This window comes from Acinetobacter sp. TAC-1 (assembly GCF_029025845.1).
In the GTDB taxonomy this organism is placed as follows: Bacteria; Pseudomonadota; Gammaproteobacteria; order Pseudomonadales; family Moraxellaceae; genus Acinetobacter; species Acinetobacter guillouiae.
Map to the genome: position 1 here is coordinate 4,312,152 of NZ_CP118892.1, position 19,995 is coordinate 4,332,146.

Genomic DNA, 19,995 nt, shown 5'->3' on the forward strand with positions numbered 1-19,995 from the left:
ATTGCTGAAACTATATTTGTGAGATTTATAACTTAACCCAATCTATGAGAAAGCTCACAGAGGTACACACAGACACAGGGTTAAGTTTTACTAGTCTAACACAGACAAATTTCCAGTGAAAGTTGAACATTTATTATTCTTAAGCTACCCTAAATGCTGTATAAGCGGATATAAATAATTTAAATGAAAAATAAAAACCCAATATCGCTGATCATTATTGGCGTGATTTTATTGTTGGTAGGTGGAGGACTTTATTTTATCAGTTCTGCACCTAAAATTAGTGCTGAAGATCAGGCGCGATGTGAACAATTGGTTCAAAATAAATATGCTGAAAACTCAAGCACTATCATAGGAAGCTGTAAAACAGATACAGGCTTTGTGGCATTGATGGATAGTCAAGCCAATGCAACCGCCTCGGCTGAAGATACGGCGAAAGCGATTAGCTCCGCCAACCATAAAGAATTGGGCTTGGGTATATTTGGCAAGTTCCTAATGGGATTATGTGTGGGTATCGGGATTGCATTGCTGATCAAAGGCTTGATTGCACTCAAGAACAAACCACAATCGATAAATTAATTACCAAAGCGAATTGTAATTCTCACAGTTTGCTTTATTCATCATCGCGCACTGTTGATTTGATAAATGTGCCACGTTTAATATCGTCATATGCTTCAAGAATTTCAGTATAGTTGTTCATGACGAATGGCCCATGCCCATTGATTGGCTCTTGAAGCGGTTTGCCTGTAAGCAGCAACAATTTACACTGTTGCAATGCCGTTATTTCAAAGTCTTGTTCCAAACTCGACATCACAGCAAGCCCTTGCTCTTCAAATATTTCATCTTCAGCTTGAAACTGAGCCTTACCCGTTCGTAAATAGACCAGTGTGGTTTCTCCTGCGCCTGCGGGCAATCTGATCTTATGGCCTGCTTGGATTTCAATATCCAAAACTTGAAGTGGCGAATGCGTTTTTGCTGGTCCGTATTGCCCTTGGTAGTTCCCAGCAATCACCCGTACCGTTCCAGCACTATTCGGGAGTTCAATCACTGGAATATTGGCTTTTCGCAAGCTTTGGTAACGTGGTGGATTCATTTTATCTTTGGCAGGTAAATTCACCCATAGTTGTACCATTTCAAAATAGCCACCCGTTTTTGAAAATGCCTCACTAAAGACCTCTTTGTGTTCCACACCTGAAGCTGCGGTCATCCATTGCACATCACCCGCTGAAACAATACCACCACCACCCGATGAGTCACGATGTTCTAATTCACCAGCAAAAATCAGGGTAACCGTTTCAAAACCACGATGAGGATGCTCACTCACCCCTTTGCGTAAATTGGTCGGTTTTAAAACACCAGGTCCTAAATGATCCAGTAATAGAAAGGGAGAAACGGTATTGCCTAATTCATAGTGTGAAAATACAGAAAGTACAGGATAAAAATCCCCTATCGCAAAACGGGTGTCATTACGATGAATAAAGGCAAGGGTTTTCATAGTGTCACTATTCTCTGATTGAGTAAAAGCATTAGCCATAAAAATGTTGTTTTAAATTAAAGCTATATTCGGTGAGATATTGCTTTAATTTTTCAATATCATTGGTCGGTTCAATCGCTCTTAGATTTAAGGCCTCAATTTTATTTTCTAACAGTTGTAAGATTTGCGCTTGTTCCGCGACAGGTAATTGCACTTTTTCTTTCTGCTGCTTTTTGATTTCTAAATAATCTTCTGCCCAATGTCGTAAGGGATCATGAGCATCGATTTGATCAAACAATTGCGTAATCAGGAGTTCAGGCATAATTTGCTGTGTTGCTAGTTCTGCTGACATCAGACCACGAATAGAATAAAACACTTTTTTATAGGTAAAGTTATCTGCGGTTTGCATGACATGCATACCGCCTTTCGCCAACGACAAGTAATGATAATACAGAGCTTTATAGTCTATTCGTTCAAGTAAGCCATCTCTAAATTTTTCCCATCCAGGAAATTGATTAAAATAGACTATATGTGCACGTACCCACTCTAAAACAGTCGGATTACTTTTTGCCAAAAGCCCAAACATTTTATTTAAGTCGAATGAAACAAAGTCAAAGTCGCCATCCATGATCTCGATTAAATCACGGTGTTGGCGATAATCGTAATATTGTGCCTTGGAGGGTAGATGGAAACCACGTACATCGTAATCGCTGTCTGGACTTGCCATACCCCATAAGCGACTACCGCTTTCGATATAAAACAGTGGATGTTCATCTCTGTTTTGGAATAAGTGTTGAATTTCTTGTTGGATGTTCATTGTGTTCACATTTTGGGTAAATCTATAAGTTTTATATCATCAATTTCAGTGCATTTTAAATTTTCTTTGAATCCAAGGTTTTCTTCCCCTTGTTTCTAATTCAAAACCTTTATCAATATTCGCTTTAATTCATTCTGATACTTACCAGCATAATTTGCTTTATAGCCAACCTGTCAAAAGCTCAGACATAAGAATAGAATTTCTATTAATTAATACTTTTAATTAAATCAATTACATGTAAAAAATAAATTATTTGATTATAAAAAGCTTGCAATGCCGCACCTTACATTCAAAGTTTAAATACCTTTGCGTAGGCGATGCCTCACTTTTCAGAGATAAAAAGATGAATTGATAACCAACAGTTTCTAAAAGTTCATACAAAAACATAAGCTTTATTTATGATTAATGACTTGATGGAAATCACTTGTATGAATAATGAGGTGGTTTGACTATATATTTTATATATTCAACTTCTTATATCAGTCAAAAATGCGAAAGATCAAAACCATTACCCACAATTAAAATATTCATTTATTGTGATTTCCCAAATAAAAAACGTACCAAGTCTGATACGTTTTTATCCAGCATTTCTATCTATTTTTCAAGCATAAATCAAAAAAATATCAAGGACATTTTGCCTTTTGGAATGTCTTGGTGTTCTTGCCGCGGTAACACTGATATTCCTTTTGCATATCTATACGTTTCCACTGACCATCAATATTTTTAAAGCTATACACACTACGAACTGAGCGCACTGAATCATCCATCAAACCTGTTTCAGTCAACTTCACCTCGGCAACAGTGGGTGATTCCACACTATTAAAATACTGACGCAACTCAACAGTCGCGAGATCCTTACGTAAATCAGGACGTTCATTTAAAACCTGACTTAATGGTGTCTCTGAACCACCCACTTTATTCATTAAATTTTGTGTTGTTGCACAGCCAGACAAAGTCACTAAACAAAATACTGAAATTAAACTCAAACGATTCATTCTGATCACCCTAAAACTAAAAGCATAGCCTAATGATGCTATGCTTTTTAAACGTACACTATTTAAAAACTGTGTCTTTATGACTCATCTGCAATATGGCTAACATCGAGCGCTATGATTTGTTGATCATTTTCATCAAACATCAAGGCTTGATCACCTAGATCCAGCATATAAAAATGCCCTGCATCAGTTAGAAAATGCCAAGCAACGATCTCTTGCCCATTATACTCATGTGATGGATCGCCAATGGTAATACGATCTAGTTCCTGACCTGCTTGCAGGCATAAAGCTTGAATAATTTTAAAATAACGTGGACTGTTTTCAGCTGCTTGCTGTTTACGTTGTTCTAAATTTGGAATTTTGGCTGCAACTTGCTCTACAATCGTCAAAATCTGATCTTCATCGACAACTTGTAACTTTGGATGTTGCTTTAACCATCGACTATTTATTTCAATCAAATCTTCACTATCATTCAATGCATAAAACTGGTCATCAAAAGCATTGAGAATATCTCGTTGCTCATTTTCACCAAAGTATTCACCCTCTAAGAACTGTTCTAATTGCTCATCCGAAAACTGATCGATTAAATCCGCACTTTGCTCAAAGAGAGCCGAATGCGCAGTCGCATTCATAGCTTTTAATCCTTCACGAACATGTTTCACCATGAACGCATCCCAACCCGTGTTATAAACGAATTGTGAAAAACCACCATTATTCACTTGAGCAAGATAGTAATCGACAAAATAACTGTATAAGGCCTCTGCCGATACTTCATCATATTCGACATAATGTTCAAATAAGCCATTTAAGCTATCAATATTGGACATAATCACATCATAGTGATCATCACTGTCTAAACTTTGTTTAGAAATTAAAATGTTATCAATGAGCATAGTTTTCAGTTTCTTATCAATATTTAAGCGTAACCAACATAACAAATTTTCAGCGATAAATGGCGACCAGCATGTAACTTTATTTTATCTTTTGTTCGGCAATAAAAAAGCGCTTCTCTCGAAGCGCTTGTACAAATGAGCTATTTAAATCATTACAGATCAAATAACTTGCCTGGGTTCATGATGCCATTTGGATCGAACACTTTCTTCAAGGCTTTCATATATTCAATTTCTTCAGCAGTCCGTGTGTAATCCAGATAAGGCTTTTTGGTCATGCCTACGCCATGCTCCGCAGAAATTGAACCGTCATATTTCTTCACAGTTTCAAACACATACTTATTTACCACCTGACATTTGGCAAAGAATTCATCTTTAGATAAATTCACAGGTTTTAAAATATTTAAGTGTAAGTTTCCATCACCAATATGGCCGAACCAGCAGATTTCGAAATCAGGATAATTTTCAGCAACAATTGTATCAATTTCCTTAATAAAAGCAGGAACATGTGTAATCAATACTGAAATATCATTTTTATACGGAGTAAATGGGGCAATCGTTTCAGAAATGTCTTCACGTAACCGCCATAAGCTTTGAACTTGTTCAAGATTTTGGCTCATCACCCCATCAAGCACCCAGCCTTGTTCCATGCAATGCTCGAAGATTTCCATCGCAGCATCCATAATTGGTTCGTACGGCGCTTCAAACTCAAGTAAAACGTAGAATGGGCATTCTGTTTCAAATGGACGTTGTACATGACCACGATCCAAAACTTTTTGCATTGCCAGTTCACCAAAGAACTCAAAGGCAGTTAAATCAATTTTGCTTTGGAATGCATGTAATACAGGCATGATTGCATCAAAATCAGGAACACCCAATACCATCACTTGTAGGTCATGCGGTTGGCGTTCAAGTTTAATTTCGGCTTCAGTCACTAAGCCTAAAGTCCCTTCACCACCGATGAATAAATGTTGCATTGCATAACCTGTAGCATTTTTAATCATGCCTTTGTTTAAACGCAATACATCACCTTTACCTGTCACCACGGTCAGACCAAGTACCCAATTACGAGTCATCCCGTATTTGATCACTTTAATTCCGCCTGCATTGGTTCCAATGTTGCCACCCAATTGTGATGAACCCGCAGAAGCAAAATCAACCGGATAATACATCCCCTGTTCTTCTGCATAGTTCTGCAACTGTTCAGTCACTACACCCGCCTGAATACGCACCATACGATCAGCTGGATAAAATTCTAAAATTTGGTTCATTTTGTCGAAGCTCACGACAATTTCACCATTGGCAGCAACAGCACCTGCTGATAAACCTGTACGACCACCCGATGGGGTAATCGCAACATTAAACTGATTGGCCAATTGAACAATTGCTTGCACTTGCTCTGTGCTCGATGGGAAAACGATAACCGATGGCTGAGGTTCAAAATGCTTAGTATGGTCTTTGCCCCAATTTTCTAAGCTGTCAGCATCGGTTTTAATTCGGTTTTCACCGACGATTTGCGTCAATTGGGTCAATAATTCAGGTGCTATCGTTACTGGAGCATTCATCGTTTTGCGGACCTAGCAAGAAGTAAATAAGAGGTTGTGCTATACAACATTCGAGATTTTAAATCAGTCTGTGAAAATTTTTCAGCATTTTTTATAGCTGAAATCGGCAACTTCACTAATTTTAGCAGTATTTTACCTAGATGACTGATGAGGATAAAGCACAGATTTGATTCACATTATCCACACTTTGTGTATAAAGTGTGCTTCAAGCATTATAAAAATCAATGCATTAGCATTTCATTTAATTTTTGAATAATGCTTATCAGAAATCGTAGATAAAATATCCACTGTACTGTCACAATCGAAATATCTATAGAACAAGGTCTATGGTATCATATTGCGACTAAATTTGGCCTTTGTAGCGGAGCCGTAATGAGCCAACATCTTTCACTACCTAAAGATAAAATTCGTTTCTTGTTGTTAGAGGGCGTTCATCAAAACGCAATCGACACGTTAAATGCTGCCGGATATACCAATATCGATTACCGTAAAACTGCGCTTGAGGGTGAAGCGTTGAAAGAAGCGGTTAAAGATGCCCACTTCATTGGTATTCGTTCCCGTACACAATTAACTGAAGAAGTCTTTGCAGCTGCGAATAAATTGATCGCAGTGGGTTGTTTCTGTATCGGAACCAACCAAGTGAATTTAAATGCAGCCATGATTCGTGGTATTCCTGTATTTAACGCACCATACTCAAATACTCGTTCAGTTGCTGAATTGGTTCTTGCTGAATCAATTCTTTTACTTCGTGGTGTGCCTGCTAAATCTGCTTCAACTCACCGTGGTGGTTGGAACAAGTCTGCGGTAGGTTCATTTGAAACGCGTGGTAAAACTTTAGGTATCGTGGGCTATGGCTCTATTGGCTCTCAACTTTCAGTTTTAGCTGAAAGCATGGGTATGCATGTCATTTATTATGATGCTGTGACTAAGCTTCCTATGGGTAATGCACGTCAAGTGGGTTCTTTAGACGAACTACTTGCAAATGCAGATGTTGTTACACTGCATGTACCCGATGTTCCTTCAACACGTAATTTCTTTGCAAAAGCTCAATTTGCAAAAATGAAAGAAGGTTCAATCTTCATCAATGCTGCACGTGGTACATGTGTTGTTATTGAAGATTTGGCAGATGCGATTAAATCTGGTCATATTGCTGGTGCAGCTGTTGACGTATTCCCGAAAGAACCTAAAGCCAATGGTGAAGAATTTGTTTCTCCACTTCGTGGTCTAGACAATGTGATTTTAACACCTCACGTTGGTGGTTCAACCATGGAAGCGCAAGCCAACATCGGTTTAGAAGTTGCTGAAAAATTTGTGGCTTATTCAGATAAAGGTATGACTTTATCTGCGGTAAACTTCCCTGAAATCGCACTTCCATTGACTGAAGGTAAACACCGTTTACTACACATTCATAAAAACGTGCCAGGCGTGTTATCTAAAATTAACAACCTGTTCGCTGAACATGGCATCAACATTTCTGGTCAGTCTTTAATGACTAAAGGTGATGTCGGTTACTTGGTGATGGATGTAGACGCAACTGCATCTCAAGAAGCGCTTGATACCCTTCATGAAGTTGAAGGCACAATCCGCGTTCGCGTATTGTTCTAAGACGATTTAAGTTAAAAAAACCACAGGTATTTGCCTGTGGTTTTTTATTGGACTTATAAATCTGTCACTTCTTTCCGATAGTATATTTTTAAGTTAAATAATTTGATTAATAAACTATTTAGCATCTTCTCTCGCCCTATTCTACAAAGACAGTGTACTATCTAAAGCACAATAAGCTTTGCAAATTACATGAGCATTTCATCTAAATTGTTTTATATAAGAAGCTTATTGCGGAGATTTTCCTCCAAGCCCTTACTCTAAATTTCAGAAACAATGCCAAATTTAAAAAATGCACCACACCTGCAAGCTTTAGTTCTATTGTTCATTGCCATGATCAGTATGCAAAGCAGTGGCGCATTAGCAAAAACATTATTTGATCAATTTCCAGTCCTTACCATTTCCGCTATGCGGTTATTGCTCGGCTCATTGATTTTGGCCGTGATTTTTAAAATTTGGCAGGTCAATTTTAAACAGGTGAAATGGTCATCCATCATCAGTTATGGTATTGCCCTTGCAGGAATGAATGCTTTATTTTACTTATCGATTCATCGTATTCCGCTCGGCATTGCCGTAGCGTTTGAATTTATTGGACCGCTCAGTGTTGCCCTGTTTCATGCACGACAAAAATTCGATTTTATTTGGGTTGGGCTTGCAGTACTTGGACTGGTTTTACTGTTTCCATTTGATCAGGCAAAGCAAAGCCTTGACCCTATTGGCATTGCCTTTGCCTTAGCTGCTGGCGCTTGCTGGGCGCTGTATATTATTGCAGGTCAACGACCTTCAGGGGTTTCTGGAAACCATACTGTATGCTTGGGGATGTTTGTAGGCATGTTGTGCTTAATGCCAATTGCCTTATTTTCTGCGATGCCTTTACAGGTTTTTGAACCTTCAAATTTAATTTATTTTATTGCGTTGGCGATCTTGGCAAGTGCCTTGCCGTTTTCATTGGAAATGATTGCATTAAGAAATTTATCTGCTTTAAGCTTTGGCACGTTAATGAGCCTAGAACCTGCAATTGCCGCATTTTCAGGATTTATTTTCTTAAATGAACAATTGTTATGGACTCAATGGTTGGCATTAGCCACGATCATTAGTGCGTCAATTGGTTGCACCGTAACCACACAAAAAGCACGGCATAAAGGATAAAACCACCTCGAAAGGTGGTTTCAATTCACTCATCTAAAACCTACCAATCAGGTGCCCCCATAATTAGTTTTATCATGCTATTCGGATCTGGCTCTAGTTCAAGACCAATTCGTTCAACCAAATCACCATTACTGTCTTCTATATTTGCATAAATACTTAAATAAGTAATAGGACCTTTTCCTGCTGAATCAAAACCTGAATATTGATTTGGTAATTGAATTTGCATCGGTTTTCCATAGATTGCACTATAGGTTAAGATCTCATTGCTACCATTTATGTTATATACCGTGATTTCTATATTGCATGACTTTCCAATTAATTCAGGAACAACTTCCCAATTCCCATTGGGCTCAGTGCTCCCATTTAAAGGATCCTCAATCATACTGGTACAGACAATCGGGAAACTCAAGCCTTGATTGCTGACATAAACAACTTCACGATCTGCCAAGATAATATTAACATTGCCTGTTAAACCTGAAGTTTGCTGTCCTTTATAACGCACCCATTGATTGCTCTCAAAAATTAAAGCCGTTTGTGCAGACCAATCCAACTGCCCGTCTGGGTCTTTTATACCTGTGAGGAAACGACCGCCATCTTGCGATATTGAAAAATCCAACTGGTCATTTATTTTGCCAAAACATGCCACGGACGTCCCATTGGGTAGTGTACATTTTACAAAATGATCTGTGGCTGATTTTCCAAGATCAATAATCACATTACCTGATGTTGTCGAAGTTTTTTCACCTAGCATCAAGCCTGTTAGATCTTTTGCAGTCCAATAAATTGAACCACTCGAAGGCATATTCACCACCGTCAATCCTTCTTTAGGAATACTGTTTGATTTGATTAAGGATGAACCATCATTTAAGCTGATTCTTGCAATCACATTGCATGGAATCCCCTCACCATTGGATTGACACTGCACAAAGACTGAACCTGCATTTTCAAATTTCAAATCCCAGTTCCATGTTGAAAAATGCTTCACTGTAGCATGTACTGCAAGGCCTGTAGGTGATTGATTTGACGTCGTCACCTGCCCAATACCCTCTTCAATCCACAAGCCACTCGCTTCATCAAAATACCACATTGGAATTTGTGTACCTGCTTTCATCTGTTGATTATTGATACTCTTTCTCGGCAGGTTCATTTGAAGGTCTGCTGTTTTACCAGCTGCAAGTTGTAATTCCTGACCACCCGCATCTTTAAATGTGGCTGTAATCATTCCCGCACTGATCAAATCCACAATATTGCCTTGTGCATCGCGTGCTACACCATTGGCAGGCATTGCATTTAAATCACGATTGGTAATATCCCATGGAGTAAATTCAACAGTCACAGCGCCGGTAGCAAGACTGCCATCTGCTTTTACAAAAGCGTTGGCGGGGATGCTAATACTTGCACCCAAATTTAAGGATTGAATCACTTGAGCGTCAGAGATCTCTGCCACAGGGACAACTTGTTTAATGGCCAATAAATTTGCTGAGATTGCTTTTAAATTGGCAACATCATAGACAATTGCCTGCGTGATAAAGCCTTCTTTTTCAAATTTAGCCACCACTTTTTGTGTGTTTTGAGGAAGTATTAGATTCAAAGTCGCATGACCATTTTGATCTGTTTTAACACTTTGCCCCTGTATTGTAATATTTGTATTTGGAATCGAAGCGCCATCAACCGTTTGAGCTGAGACTAAAACCTCGCGGTTTATCGTTGTTGGTCCCTGTTTTACTTCTATTTTCTGTGTAGTTGAATCAGTCCGACCTGCTAGGTCTGTTATCGTCAGGCTCACGGTATATTGACCAACTTTTGTATAACTATGTTCAACTGTAGCACCTGTTCCGCTTGAACCATCTCCAAAGTTCCAAGCATAGCTAGCAATTGCACTGGCTTCTTTTGTTTGGTCAACCGTACTTTTCGTTCCATCAAATTTGACAACTTCACCGATATTTGGCGCTGTTGGACTATATTCAAATTTGGCTGTAAGACCCTGTTCAAATTGAGTTGAAGAGTTACAAGCCAACAAAAGTAAGCTTAGCCATGCAAAAAGAAACCATTTTATATAATTTTTCGATCTCATCATTGTCGTCACCTTATTGTTATTTAATTCGCGATATCCATCACGATAACTTATATTACTGTGAATTAATTATTAATAATAGCTGTTTTATTTTAAAAATATTTTAATATCTTTCTCAATCAAACACCGTTGATACTTGCTGTATCAAAGCAAGTGATAACAAAAAATTTGATTGAATATCGATAAATGAAAAAATACTTTTGATTAGAAATAAATTTTTTATTTACATTTCATAATCTTATATTTATGTATTTAATGATTGATGCTTTTATATCTATGTATTTTTTAATTAAAGACTTATTTTTTCTACAACACAGATCAAATTTAAGTAATAGCCATATAAAATTCACTACAATGAATGGTCTGAACGCTTAAAAATATTTAAACAATAGAAAGAAATTAAATCATGACTGAAGGACAAATACTTGTTTTTCTATCGGGCGGTGATGATCTATTTCAACAAGGCTTAAATCACTTCCAAAACAAGCACCCGTATCTAGAAAATAGCAATTATGCTTCTTGGTGACAAAATCAACCACGGTATGACCTAGAAAAACCTGTTCTACACCGACAACCGTTGAATAACGCATAAAGCGCTTATTTTTAATTCGCCCCCTGCCCCATAACGCCAATTCGCGACTTTTAGAACGTGTGGCAACTTTAAACGCATCCCAATCATTTAGATCTATATCGGCATGCACAAAGCCATACTTCTTATTTTGATAAATGACTTCTAATAGTATGGGTAAAGTGTTTAATTGATCGATGACTTGTTGCTGCTGATCCGAACTTAATGCATAAAACCATTCTCCACCATGATGCACATGCATATCTTTCATCATCGGATCGATCTGCGACAATAAGCACATTTCTTCATGATTGCCTAAAACAGCTTTAAACCAAGGCTCTGCAAGCAGATGCAAACATTTCAAACTGTCAGGACCACGATCAACAATATCCCCTACAGCAATCAATAGATCCTTTTCAAAGTTAAATTGAACCCGTTCAAGCTGTTGCATCAACAAATCATAACAACCATGTATATCACCTACCACAAACAAGCGACCTGTCTCATGGGTATAGGTCGCTACATGCGCGAGCTTGTGTTGCGATAATTCAGACATAGACTGATCTTTGATTAAAACTCAATTGAAGCTGCTTCAATATGCTGGTTTTCTTTGGCTAAATCCAAATATTTGCTGGCAGTTTTTTTATTTTTACGTACCCCTATCCCATCTTTATAAATTTTAAATAATTCAAAATAAGAGTCAATATCGCCATGATCGGCAGCTTGTTTAAACAAATCTGCACTTTGGGTCAGATCAGCCTCTACACACTTACCTTCCTGATACATTTGTGCCAATAAGAAGAAAGCACGTGGAACTTTCAACTCTTTGGCCTTGTTTAACCAGAATAATGCCCCATCCGCATTGTTTTGACGTTGCTCAAAAATCGACATACACAGCATGGCCTGAACATGGCCTTTCTCTGCGGCTGAATTTAATAATGGGAGGTGATGTTCATGTTCTAAAGGCAGTAACATCGACAATTCAAACTGTGCATCTGGATGGTTTTGCATTGCGGCGCGTTCTAACCAAGAAATGCCTTGATCAAGATTTTTCTCAGTTCCCATACCATAACGTAAACACTGTGCTAAAGAATATTGAGCTGGAACATTGCCTGAAACAGCAGCATGCGATAATAAATCAAAAGCGAGTGCTGCATATTCTTTCTGTTTTTGCTCAGTTTTGGCATTTTCCGAATTTTTTAACAGTGTCACTGCAGCTAAATAAGCCGATTCGATATGTCCATTTTTTGCAGCTTTAAGTAAAAACTCTTGCACAACTGCCGCATCCGCTTTAGCACTTTGTTGTTCAATAAGTGCACGAACATAGCAGCCAAATGGATCATTATGTTCTTGCGCGATATCGGCATATTTTAAAGCAGCAGCAAGATTGTTCTGTTTTAAATAACTAAACGCCAATAAAGCACAGGAAAAATGGTCTTTTTCAGCAATTTTTAACAATTCATTTTGTACTTTGATCGAATCAAACCCTGAAAACTCTACAAAAAACTTCAGGCTGTTTTGATGCTGGTTTTTTAAATAATTATTTAAAAGTAATAAGTACGCAGACTGTGGATCCTGTGACAATTGTTGTTGTGCATAAACAAAAATTGCTTCTGGATGATTCAGTTGAACTGCCTGTTGCAAATGCATTAGGGCTTGTGCTTTTGTCAATTGATCTGTTGCATTGTTCAAGCCAAGATAAGCAAGTTCTAAATGAGCCAATGCATGATTAAGCTTTGCTGCATGTTGAAAAAAAAGAAGAGCTGACTGCACACTTTGATTTACATAACGGCCTAAAACATGCCACTGTCCTAACAAAGTACTTGCAGGTGCAAAATTCTGATTAGAGGCATTGACCAACAAATCAACACGCGCTTGAGCGTCTTGCTCATTTTGAGCAAGACCTTGTTGTTCTAATTTAAGTACATCGATATACCAAGTTTCTGCTTGTGAAAGTTCTGTCGCATTTAAGCCTAAATTTTCAGTTTTATTGGTGTTTCCTGACATCTTTTATTCCTAACACATGTGCCATTGCAAGTATAATCATTCCCATCTTACAGAGGACTCGGCTGAATCTCAAAGGGAAATGTTGAATCAATATTCATCTATTCGCGAAATACTCAAATAAATCCGAGAAAGTGCTAAAATCTGTGCAATATTTTTCTTCACCTTAGATATGCCAAACTCTCAACTCACTGCTGTGCTCTTCATGGTTTTATCTATAGTGGCTTATCAGATCAGTGCCTCATTTGCGAAACAGTTATTTGAGGTTTTAGATCCGATTACCGTCGTGACCTTAAGATTATGTTTTGCGTCTATTTTAATTATTTTAATGTTCCGTTCATGGAAAATTATCAAGCGTTTACCTTATCTAAGATGGAATGAGCTACTTTACTATAGTGGTTCAGTCTGTTTGATGAACGTGCTGTTCTATGCCTCTTTAGGCAAACTACCTCAAGGTATTGCTGTTGGACTAGAGTTTTTAGGGCCACTGACTTTGGCACTGCTCTCGATTAAACAAAAAACTGACTATATTTGGGTGTTTCTTGCCATCATTGGTATTGCTTTGATGGTGCCTTGGCAAGATGCGACCGCACATAATTTTTCCTATCTTGGTGCTGCTTTTGCTTTGGGTGCAGGTGTCTGTTGGGCAAGTTATATTTATTTTGGGCAAAAAGTTGTACGACAAAATATTGGTATGCATGCACTGAGTATTGCAATCGTCTTATCTGCCTTGGTTATGCTGCCAATCAGTGCTGTACATAACCCAGATGCCTTGCTGCAAACACAGTACTGGGGCAAAGCTTTGCTGATTGCACTTTTAGCAACAGCAATTCCGTATGCCTTAGATCTGCTTGCTTTAAAACAATTAAGCAAAATGAGCTATGGTACTTTATCGAGTCTATCTCCTGCACTTGCCGCAATTTCAGGTATGGTATTACTGAATGAACATATTACTGCTTGGCAAACCGTTGCTTTAATCTGCATTATGATTGCGTCGGTAGGGGTAACATTTAGAGCGGCGAAAAGCTCAAATACCCACTAAAACATGATCAATACTGACCCACTGCCAGTTATATAGAATCCCGACCATATTTACGCGATCTTAAGGAAGAGAAAAAGATCAGCGTAAATATATGATATAGCCAACCTGTCAAAAAACTCAGACACAAAAAGATAATTCCTCTTAATCAATATTGTTAATTAAATCAATATTCTGTAAAAATAAATTGCTTAATTATAAAAAGCTTGCAATGCCACACCTTACATTCAAAGTTTAAATACCTTTGCGTAGGCGATGCCTCACTTTTCAGAGATGAAAAGATGACAAAAATCTTCTGTTTGGCGAGGGGTACGTCCTGTACCCCCGCCCAACGGCGACATCCATGTCGCCTCGCGGTAGAATAACCATCTAGAATTCAAAAGTACAAAAATGGATTGATAGCCAACAGTTTTTAAAAGTTCATAGAAAAACATAAGTTTCATTTATGATCAATGACTTGATGCAAATCACTTGTATGAATAATTAGGTAGTTTGACTATAGAAACCTCTTTAACTAAAAAAAGTAAATATCGTTCAGCTATCTGCTCATCATTCTCTGGGTACTTTATAGCTTCAATTCTATTCAGTTTGCCTTCGTAGACAAGTCAACGAAATACCAGCCAATAGACTTAGCCAACCAAACGAATGATGTCTTTTGCTTTATACTTTTTATATTCGGATAAGTACTTCTTTGCTAGGATTAATTTTTGATTTTCATCTAAAATCTTTAGCGCTTTTTGAAAAAAAGAATGCTCTTCTTGATGAATATGATGCGCGATGATTTCAGATAATCGTTTCGCCAAAACCAACCAGCGAGAGTGGCTAAAATCTGTTTGTTCTAGTGATTGTAATATTTCATCCATCTCATGATGTTCAGCCAGTGCCAAACGGGTAATATTTAAACCTGAATCCGTCATCATTAACGGAATATAAAAATAGCGATCTTCCGCAATCGCATGGGCAAATAATTCATTTTTTAATAAATTAAAAATTTTCCTTCGTTCAGGACTATCGCCTGAGGTATGCGTTAATTGTTCTGACAAATCCTTCTGAATGATATGGCTTTCTCTCAAAGCCTCAAATATATTCATCTAAATCCCTCTTTTTATAATCCTATTTGATATTTACCTTCCATTGCTTCGGTCTGTGATTTTTCGATCAAGAACCAACAATCTTAGAAGACAAATCAAAAAAAAGCCTTACAAAATTTAAGCTTTTTTGTATCAAAAAAAATTAACCAGAGAATCTAGCAAATTACGCGACAAACATTTGATAGGCCAAGCGACAAATCAAAATGCTGACCAAAATCAAAAATAGAATACGAATAAAACCACTGCCATATTTCAATGCCATTTTCACACCAACCAATGAACCACACACATTGGCAACAGCCATCAGCAGGCCCAATTGAAATAACACATGTCCAGTGGGAATAAAGAAACTCAGCGCGGCAAAGTTGGTCATGAAATTGCCAATTTTGGAAAGCGCCGATGCGTGCAAGAAGTCAACTTTCAGATAACGAATAAAATAAAAGATGAAAAAACTACCTGTACCTGGCCCAAATATTCCATCATAAAAGCCAATCAATAAACCGCCAACACCCGCGATCAATAACATTTTACGCGTGATTTCTTGTTGAAAATGGACTTGTCCAAATTGCTTCTTAAAAAATGTATAGATTGCGATCACAATCAGCATAAACAATACAAATGGCCGCAAAATTTCCTGAGGGATCAGTGAGACACAAGCAGCGCCACCAAATGAGCTAATAAAGGCAGTGATACCAATCACTGCCAACAGCTTCCACTGAATTTTGACTTGTTTTAAATATGAAAAAGCAGCCGAAGCCGTTCCACAAATCGAAGCCAGTTTATTGGTTCCAAAAACTGTGGCGGTAGGATAATGCGGTAAAGCACCCATTAATGCAGGAATTTGAATCAGTCCGCCACCTCCAACAGCGGCATCAATTGCCCCTGCACAAAAGGCAAAGAATACTAAACTGAGGATGATATCAAATTCCATAACATTCACTTATCTTTTAAAGGCGTCTATTAACGCTGGGAGACTTAACCGTGCTCTGGCTTAATCCTGCTTTGGCTTAATCAGGCTTAGATTTAAACTGAGTTATTTTCTAACAATGAAACCAAATTAAAGATTTAGCACCCGTTTAGGCACTAAACGCTTTTTATCGGTAATTTCAGCCAAGCCTAAACATTTATCACCATCAAAAACCAAGACTTCAGCTTCGGCAACATGCTCAATATTGCTTTCCATACCGCGGCTAAAATATTCCGCACGTCCTTCAGGTACCTGAACTTTAGGAAAATGATCAATTGGTGCATAGACAGGCAGCAACAAGGCTTCACGCGCTTGTTCAGTCAAGCTTTCCAAATGTTCAATGGTATATTCTGGTATCAAATCAAAATGACCAGTTTGAGTTCGATTTAAGTATGTTAAATGCCCGTAAGTTCCCAATGCTTTGGCAATGTCTTCACCCAAAACTCGAATATATGTTCCTTTAGAACAAGTAATATCCAAGGTCAGGCTGTGCTGATTAAACGCAATCAGCTCAATGGCAAAAATATGAATTGGGCGTGCCTCACGTTCAATCTCAATTCCCTGACGCGCCAACTCATATAGAGGACGGCCTTGTTTTTTTAAGGCTGAATACATTGGCGGAACTTGTTGAATATCTCCGGTAAATTGCGCCAAAACCTGTTGAATACTGTCTTGGCTTAATTCAGGTACGGCCTTTTCAAGTAAAACCTCGCCTTCAACATCACCCGTGGTCGTACTATGCCCGAGCTGAACTGTCGTTTGGTAACGCTTGGTCGAATCTAACAGATAGTGTGAAAATTTAGTCGCTTCACCTAAACAGATTGGTAAAAGTCCAGATGCCAAAGGATCAAGCGCCCCTGTATGCCCTGCCTTTTGAGCGCGGTACAACCATCGCACTTTTTGTAGCGCCGCATTTGAACTTATGCCTAAAGGCTTATTCAATAAAAAAACACCACTGATATGGCGACGCGGTATTTTTTGAGCTTTTGAAGACATATTGGTCTGGATACGGAGAATAATGCGCTATTTTAGCAAAAACCATTCGTCTATTTTTACAAATTTTCTGTTTGAAATTTCGAATTCTATGGCAAATTATTTTTTCAATAAAAAATCTAAAAATAGTAGGAATATTAGATGGATCTATCTAAAAAAATGATTGGGATCATCCTTGGTAGTCTCTTGATCATTCTTTTAGCCGTAATTTTTTGGCTAAAACCCAATACAGAATCGACTGAAACACCGCCAGCTTCAGAAAAAGCACATGAACAACAGATGGGGCAATTGGCTTCAACTCAACTTCCAGCATCCGAAGCACTGAGCTTTGCCAGCAAAAGCCAACAAGACACGCAAATTAATTGCCAAATCCGTGCAGATGCCTCCAATCGTTTAATTGTCAATGAACAGACCAAAGATTGCTTTGAATATTTCATCACCCAATATGGTGAAAAAAGCATTGAGCAAATCAAAACCGATTTTCTCAGCTATACCAAAATCAGCTATAAAGAGCCTCTACTATCGCAGTTAGATGATCTCTGGACACGTTATATTGATTACAGAAGTAAATTAGGCGATTTACAAGCACCCACCGCAGATAAAGAAAGCGCAAAGTATTATCAGCAGATCTTAGTCAATACTCAAAACTTAAGAAAAAAATTCTTCTCGGATTATGAAATTCAAGGCTTATTTGGCACACAAGATACCTATGACCGATATACGGTAGACCGCTTAGAAATTATGGATAATCAAAAATTATCTGCGGCTGAAAAAGCGCAAAAACTCAAAGAACTTTTTGAGCAACTCCCTGAGGACTGGAAAGAGAATTTACAACAACTCAATCAACTTGAAGACTTAAGAAAGTTGACAGCGGAGATTAAGGCACGTGGTGGTTCTGCACAAGAGATCCGTCAAATGCGCACCAATCTGGTGGGACCCGAGGCGACACAACGCTTAGAAACGCTTGATGTACAACGAAATGATTGGAAAGGCAAAGTTAATCAATACCTTGCTGAGCGTGACAATATCCTCAAAAGTAATCTGAGTGATTCAGCCAAACAGCGTGCTGTAGAACAATTGAAATCACAACAATTTGCAAATCAACAAGAGCAACTCAGATTACAAACTTTTGAAACTGTGCATGATCAAGGAGGCAAATTACCCTTTGCAAATTAGCCATAAAATACATAGCACATCGCTAAAATGATGAAAAAAGCGAAAACAAAAATATTTAGATTATGCGTTATAGCACGTTTTATGGCTTGAGTTTGCAAGCCATACTCAAGTATCTCTGTAGATTTATGACTCAGGGATACCTACAAGTCTACTGATACAAAGTGGGAAATAATATTAACAACCACCTATAAGGAGGACGCACACAAACTAAAAACTTGCTCGGGATTGACACGATTTTAATGCAACTTGCACCTTTGGTTTAGAGCAATAACGATAATGATGGTATGCCAATCGCTTGAGACCATAAGGGTTGTAAGCAAATTTTAGCTTGCAACATAGACTTCATGTCAATCAACAATTCACTTAAAAACAACAAGAGTATTTTAATATGAAATTTAAGATCAATATTTTCGCCATGAGTTTAATCATTGGATTAAGTTCGATGACCGCATCTGCATCTGGCTTACAAACTGTAAATCCACGTTATGTCAGTTCAAACTATGCAAAAACCAAATATCCGATTGTATTTAATCATGGGATGTTCGGTTTCACCCGTCTAGGGCCTTCATCCTTTGGCATAGATTACTTCTATCAGATCCTCCCTGATTTAGCTCGCAATGGCGCAAAAGTTTATGCGACACAAGTCTCCCCATTGGAATCGACACAGCTTCGTGGTGAACAGCTCTTACAGCAAGTCGATGAAGTCATCGCACTGACTGGCTCACCCAAAGTCAATCTGATTGGACATAGTCATGGTGGTCCAACAATTCGCTATATTGAAATCGTTGCACCCACAAAAGTTGCTTCTTTAACTGCTGTTGCAGGGGCAATTAAAGGTTCTAAGATCGCGGATGATATTTTAAGTAACCGAGGCGCAAATACGCTTCTGACAGTTTTTAGTCAATATATCTTAGCACCTGTGATTACACTTCTCGAAGGTAATCCATCCCTCCCCCTCAGTCTAAATAACTCTTTACAAAGTGTGAGCGAACAAGGGGCTGCTGAATTTAATGCAAAATTTCCAAGCGCTGCGATTCCCAAAGACTGTGGTAATGGTCAAAAAGTAACAGCCAATGGTGTTTATCATTATTCTTGGACGGGTACAGCTCAATTCACCAACATTTTTGATGTTATGGATGGCGTCATTTCTACACTCGCGCCTTTGTCTTATAAAAATCTAGACAATGATGGCATGATGAATCGTTGCAATACTCATTATGGGCAAGTGATTCGAGACAATTACCGTCAAACACACATGGATGAAATCAATCATGTTTTAGGGCTACGTGGATTATTTTTTGCGCCGAATCCACTTGCTCAATATCGTCAACATGCCAATCGTCTGAAATTACAAGGCTTGTAAATATTGCCGATGAGAGGCGATAAAATGTACTGTTCATTCAGTATATTTTATAGTTGAATAGTAAATGATTCTGGATTCAAATTTTATATTGAACATCGTATTGAATTTCGAATTCCAGAATCTGATTTGATATGAGATTTAAAAAAACAAAGAAGTTAAAGTTTGCGTTCCTGCAAACATGATCAGAATCGAGGCTTTACACTCAATACATTTAAAATTGAGGTATGTAAA

General features: G+C 38.1%; 18 protein-coding genes. 6 read left to right on the forward strand and 12 right to left on the reverse strand.

Annotated features, from left to right (window positions below):
* The first annotated feature begins 183 nt into the window (after positions 1-183).
* Positions 184-576 (forward strand): hypothetical protein, encoded by a 393-nt coding sequence (locus PYV58_RS20165; protein ID WP_004718237.1) that lies wholly within the window; start codon positions 184-186, stop codon positions 574-576.
* A gap of 34 nt (positions 577-610) precedes the next feature.
* Here PYV58_RS20165 and PYV58_RS20170 read toward each other — a convergent pair whose 3' ends face one another.
* From PYV58_RS20170 to PYV58_RS20190, 5 genes are all read right to left on the reverse strand, one after another.
* A complete protein-coding gene (locus tag PYV58_RS20170; RefSeq protein ID WP_034615429.1) occupies positions 611-1,492 on the reverse strand; it encodes a pirin family protein in 882 nt (293 codons plus the stop codon).
* A gap of 31 nt (positions 1,493-1,523) precedes the next feature.
* On the reverse strand, positions 1,524-2,288 hold the full coding sequence (locus tag PYV58_RS20175; protein WP_034615362.1) for a nucleotidyltransferase domain-containing protein: 765 nt from the start codon (positions 2,286-2,288) through the stop codon (positions 1,524-1,526).
* Positions 2,289-2,911: 623 nt separating this feature from the next.
* Positions 2,912-3,283 (reverse strand): hypothetical protein, encoded by a 372-nt coding sequence (locus PYV58_RS20180; RefSeq protein WP_034618033.1) that lies wholly within the window; start codon positions 3,281-3,283, stop codon positions 2,912-2,914.
* Between the two features lie 77 nt (positions 3,284-3,360).
* Entirely contained in the window at positions 3,361-4,176 is an 816-nt protein-coding gene (locus PYV58_RS20185; RefSeq protein ID WP_034618035.1) for a DUF4375 domain-containing protein, read from the reverse strand.
* Positions 4,177-4,328: 152 nt separating this feature from the next.
* Positions 4,329-5,738, reverse strand: coding sequence for an FAD-binding oxidoreductase (locus PYV58_RS20190; RefSeq protein WP_034618040.1), 1,410 nt, complete (start codon positions 5,736-5,738; stop codon positions 4,329-4,331).
* Between the two features lie 372 nt (positions 5,739-6,110).
* On the opposite strand from PYV58_RS20190, the gene serA reads away from it, so the two are divergent.
* Both serA and PYV58_RS20200 read left to right on the forward strand, forming a co-directional pair.
* A complete protein-coding gene (serA, locus tag PYV58_RS20195; protein ID WP_004718250.1) occupies positions 6,111-7,343 on the forward strand; it encodes a phosphoglycerate dehydrogenase in 1,233 nt (410 codons plus the stop codon).
* Between the two features lie 273 nt (positions 7,344-7,616).
* On the forward strand, positions 7,617-8,489 hold the full coding sequence (locus PYV58_RS20200; protein ID WP_034618041.1) for an EamA family transporter: 873 nt from the start codon (positions 7,617-7,619) through the stop codon (positions 8,487-8,489).
* Between the two features lie 40 nt (positions 8,490-8,529).
* Here the strand turns inward: PYV58_RS20200 and PYV58_RS20205 are convergent, their stop codons facing one another.
* From PYV58_RS20205 to PYV58_RS20215, 3 genes are all read right to left on the reverse strand, one after another.
* Complete coding sequence (locus PYV58_RS20205; RefSeq protein WP_034618042.1) at positions 8,530-10,566, reverse strand: PKD domain-containing protein; 2,037 nt, start codon at positions 10,564-10,566, stop codon at positions 8,530-8,532.
* 401 nt (positions 10,567-10,967) lie between these two features.
* On the reverse strand, positions 10,968-11,687 hold the full coding sequence (locus PYV58_RS20210) for a metallophosphoesterase (protein ID WP_034618043.1): 720 nt from the start codon (positions 11,685-11,687) through the stop codon (positions 10,968-10,970).
* A gap of 14 nt (positions 11,688-11,701) precedes the next feature.
* Positions 11,702-13,138 (reverse strand): SEL1-like repeat protein, encoded by a 1,437-nt coding sequence (locus PYV58_RS20215; RefSeq protein ID WP_034618044.1) that lies wholly within the window; start codon positions 13,136-13,138, stop codon positions 11,702-11,704.
* Between the two features lie 169 nt (positions 13,139-13,307).
* Between PYV58_RS20215 and PYV58_RS20220 the strand changes: the two genes are divergently transcribed.
* Positions 13,308-14,177, forward strand: a complete 870-nt coding sequence (locus PYV58_RS20220; protein WP_034618045.1) for an EamA family transporter — start codon at positions 13,308-13,310, stop codon at positions 14,175-14,177.
* A 257-nt stretch (positions 14,178-14,434) separates the two neighbouring features.
* Here PYV58_RS20220 and PYV58_RS20225 read toward each other — a convergent pair whose 3' ends face one another.
* The 4 genes from PYV58_RS20225 to truB form a co-directional block, all read right to left on the reverse strand.
* A complete protein-coding gene (locus tag PYV58_RS20225; RefSeq protein WP_275059650.1) occupies positions 14,435-14,617 on the reverse strand; it encodes a hypothetical protein in 183 nt (60 codons plus the stop codon).
* A 186-nt stretch (positions 14,618-14,803) separates the two neighbouring features.
* A complete protein-coding gene (locus PYV58_RS20230; protein WP_034617436.1) occupies positions 14,804-15,265 on the reverse strand; it encodes a hemerythrin domain-containing protein in 462 nt (153 codons plus the stop codon).
* Positions 15,266-15,428: 163 nt separating this feature from the next.
* Entirely contained in the window at positions 15,429-16,196 is a 768-nt protein-coding gene (locus PYV58_RS20235) for a TSUP family transporter (protein ID WP_004718268.1), read from the reverse strand.
* A 126-nt stretch (positions 16,197-16,322) separates the two neighbouring features.
* The gene (truB, locus tag PYV58_RS20240; protein ID WP_034617440.1) at positions 16,323-17,228 is read right to left on the reverse strand and encodes a tRNA pseudouridine(55) synthase TruB; all 906 of its coding nucleotides are present in this window, start codon (positions 17,226-17,228) and stop codon (positions 16,323-16,325) included.
* 138 nt (positions 17,229-17,366) lie between these two features.
* Here truB and PYV58_RS20245 point away from each other — a divergent pair, with 138 nt between their 5' ends.
* Together PYV58_RS20245 and PYV58_RS20250 are read left to right on the forward strand one after the other, a co-directional pair.
* Complete coding sequence (locus tag PYV58_RS20245) at positions 17,367-18,401, forward strand: lipase secretion chaperone (RefSeq protein ID WP_034617442.1); 1,035 nt, start codon at positions 17,367-17,369, stop codon at positions 18,399-18,401.
* A 388-nt stretch (positions 18,402-18,789) separates the two neighbouring features.
* Positions 18,790-19,764: a triacylglycerol lipase gene (locus tag PYV58_RS20250; protein WP_004818656.1), complete on the forward strand. Its 975-nt coding sequence runs from the start codon at positions 18,790-18,792 to the stop codon at positions 19,762-19,764.
* Positions 19,765-19,995: the final 231 nt, after the last annotated feature.

Coding starts and splice junctions, on each gene's coding strand:
- PYV58_RS20165 (WP_004718237.1), top strand. CDS start 184: ATGAAAAATAAAAACCCAATATCGCTGATCATTATTGGCGTGATTTTA.
- PYV58_RS20170 (WP_034615429.1), bottom strand. CDS start 1,492: ATGAAAACCCTTGCCTTTATTCATCGTAATGACACCCGTTTTGCGATA.
- PYV58_RS20175 (WP_034615362.1), bottom strand. CDS start 2,288: ATGAACATCCAACAAGAAATTCAACACTTATTCCAAAACAGAGATGAA.
- PYV58_RS20180 (WP_034618033.1), bottom strand. CDS start 3,283: ATGAATCGTTTGAGTTTAATTTCAGTATTTTGTTTAGTGACTTTGTCT.
- PYV58_RS20185 (WP_034618035.1), bottom strand. CDS start 4,176: ATGCTCATTGATAACATTTTAATTTCTAAACAAAGTTTAGACAGTGAT.
- PYV58_RS20190 (WP_034618040.1), bottom strand. CDS start 5,738: ATGAATGCTCCAGTAACGATAGCACCTGAATTATTGACCCAATTGACG.
- serA (WP_004718250.1), top strand. CDS start 6,111: ATGAGCCAACATCTTTCACTACCTAAAGATAAAATTCGTTTCTTGTTG.
- PYV58_RS20200 (WP_034618041.1), top strand. CDS start 7,617: ATGCCAAATTTAAAAAATGCACCACACCTGCAAGCTTTAGTTCTATTG.
- PYV58_RS20205 (WP_034618042.1), bottom strand. CDS start 10,566: ATGATGAGATCGAAAAATTATATAAAATGGTTTCTTTTTGCATGGCTA.
- PYV58_RS20210 (WP_034618043.1), bottom strand. CDS start 11,687: ATGTCTGAATTATCGCAACACAAGCTCGCGCATGTAGCGACCTATACC.
- PYV58_RS20215 (WP_034618044.1), bottom strand. CDS start 13,138: ATGTCAGGAAACACCAATAAAACTGAAAATTTAGGCTTAAATGCGACA.
- PYV58_RS20220 (WP_034618045.1), top strand. CDS start 13,308: ATGCCAAACTCTCAACTCACTGCTGTGCTCTTCATGGTTTTATCTATA.
- PYV58_RS20225 (WP_275059650.1), bottom strand. CDS start 14,617: ATGAAACTTATGTTTTTCTATGAACTTTTAAAAACTGTTGGCTATCAA.
- PYV58_RS20230 (WP_034617436.1), bottom strand. CDS start 15,265: ATGAATATATTTGAGGCTTTGAGAGAAAGCCATATCATTCAGAAGGAT.
- PYV58_RS20235 (WP_004718268.1), bottom strand. CDS start 16,196: ATGGAATTTGATATCATCCTCAGTTTAGTATTCTTTGCCTTTTGTGCA.
- truB (WP_034617440.1), bottom strand. CDS start 17,228: ATGTCTTCAAAAGCTCAAAAAATACCGCGTCGCCATATCAGTGGTGTT.
- PYV58_RS20245 (WP_034617442.1), top strand. CDS start 17,367: ATGGATCTATCTAAAAAAATGATTGGGATCATCCTTGGTAGTCTCTTG.
- PYV58_RS20250 (WP_004818656.1), top strand. CDS start 18,790: ATGAAATTTAAGATCAATATTTTCGCCATGAGTTTAATCATTGGATTA.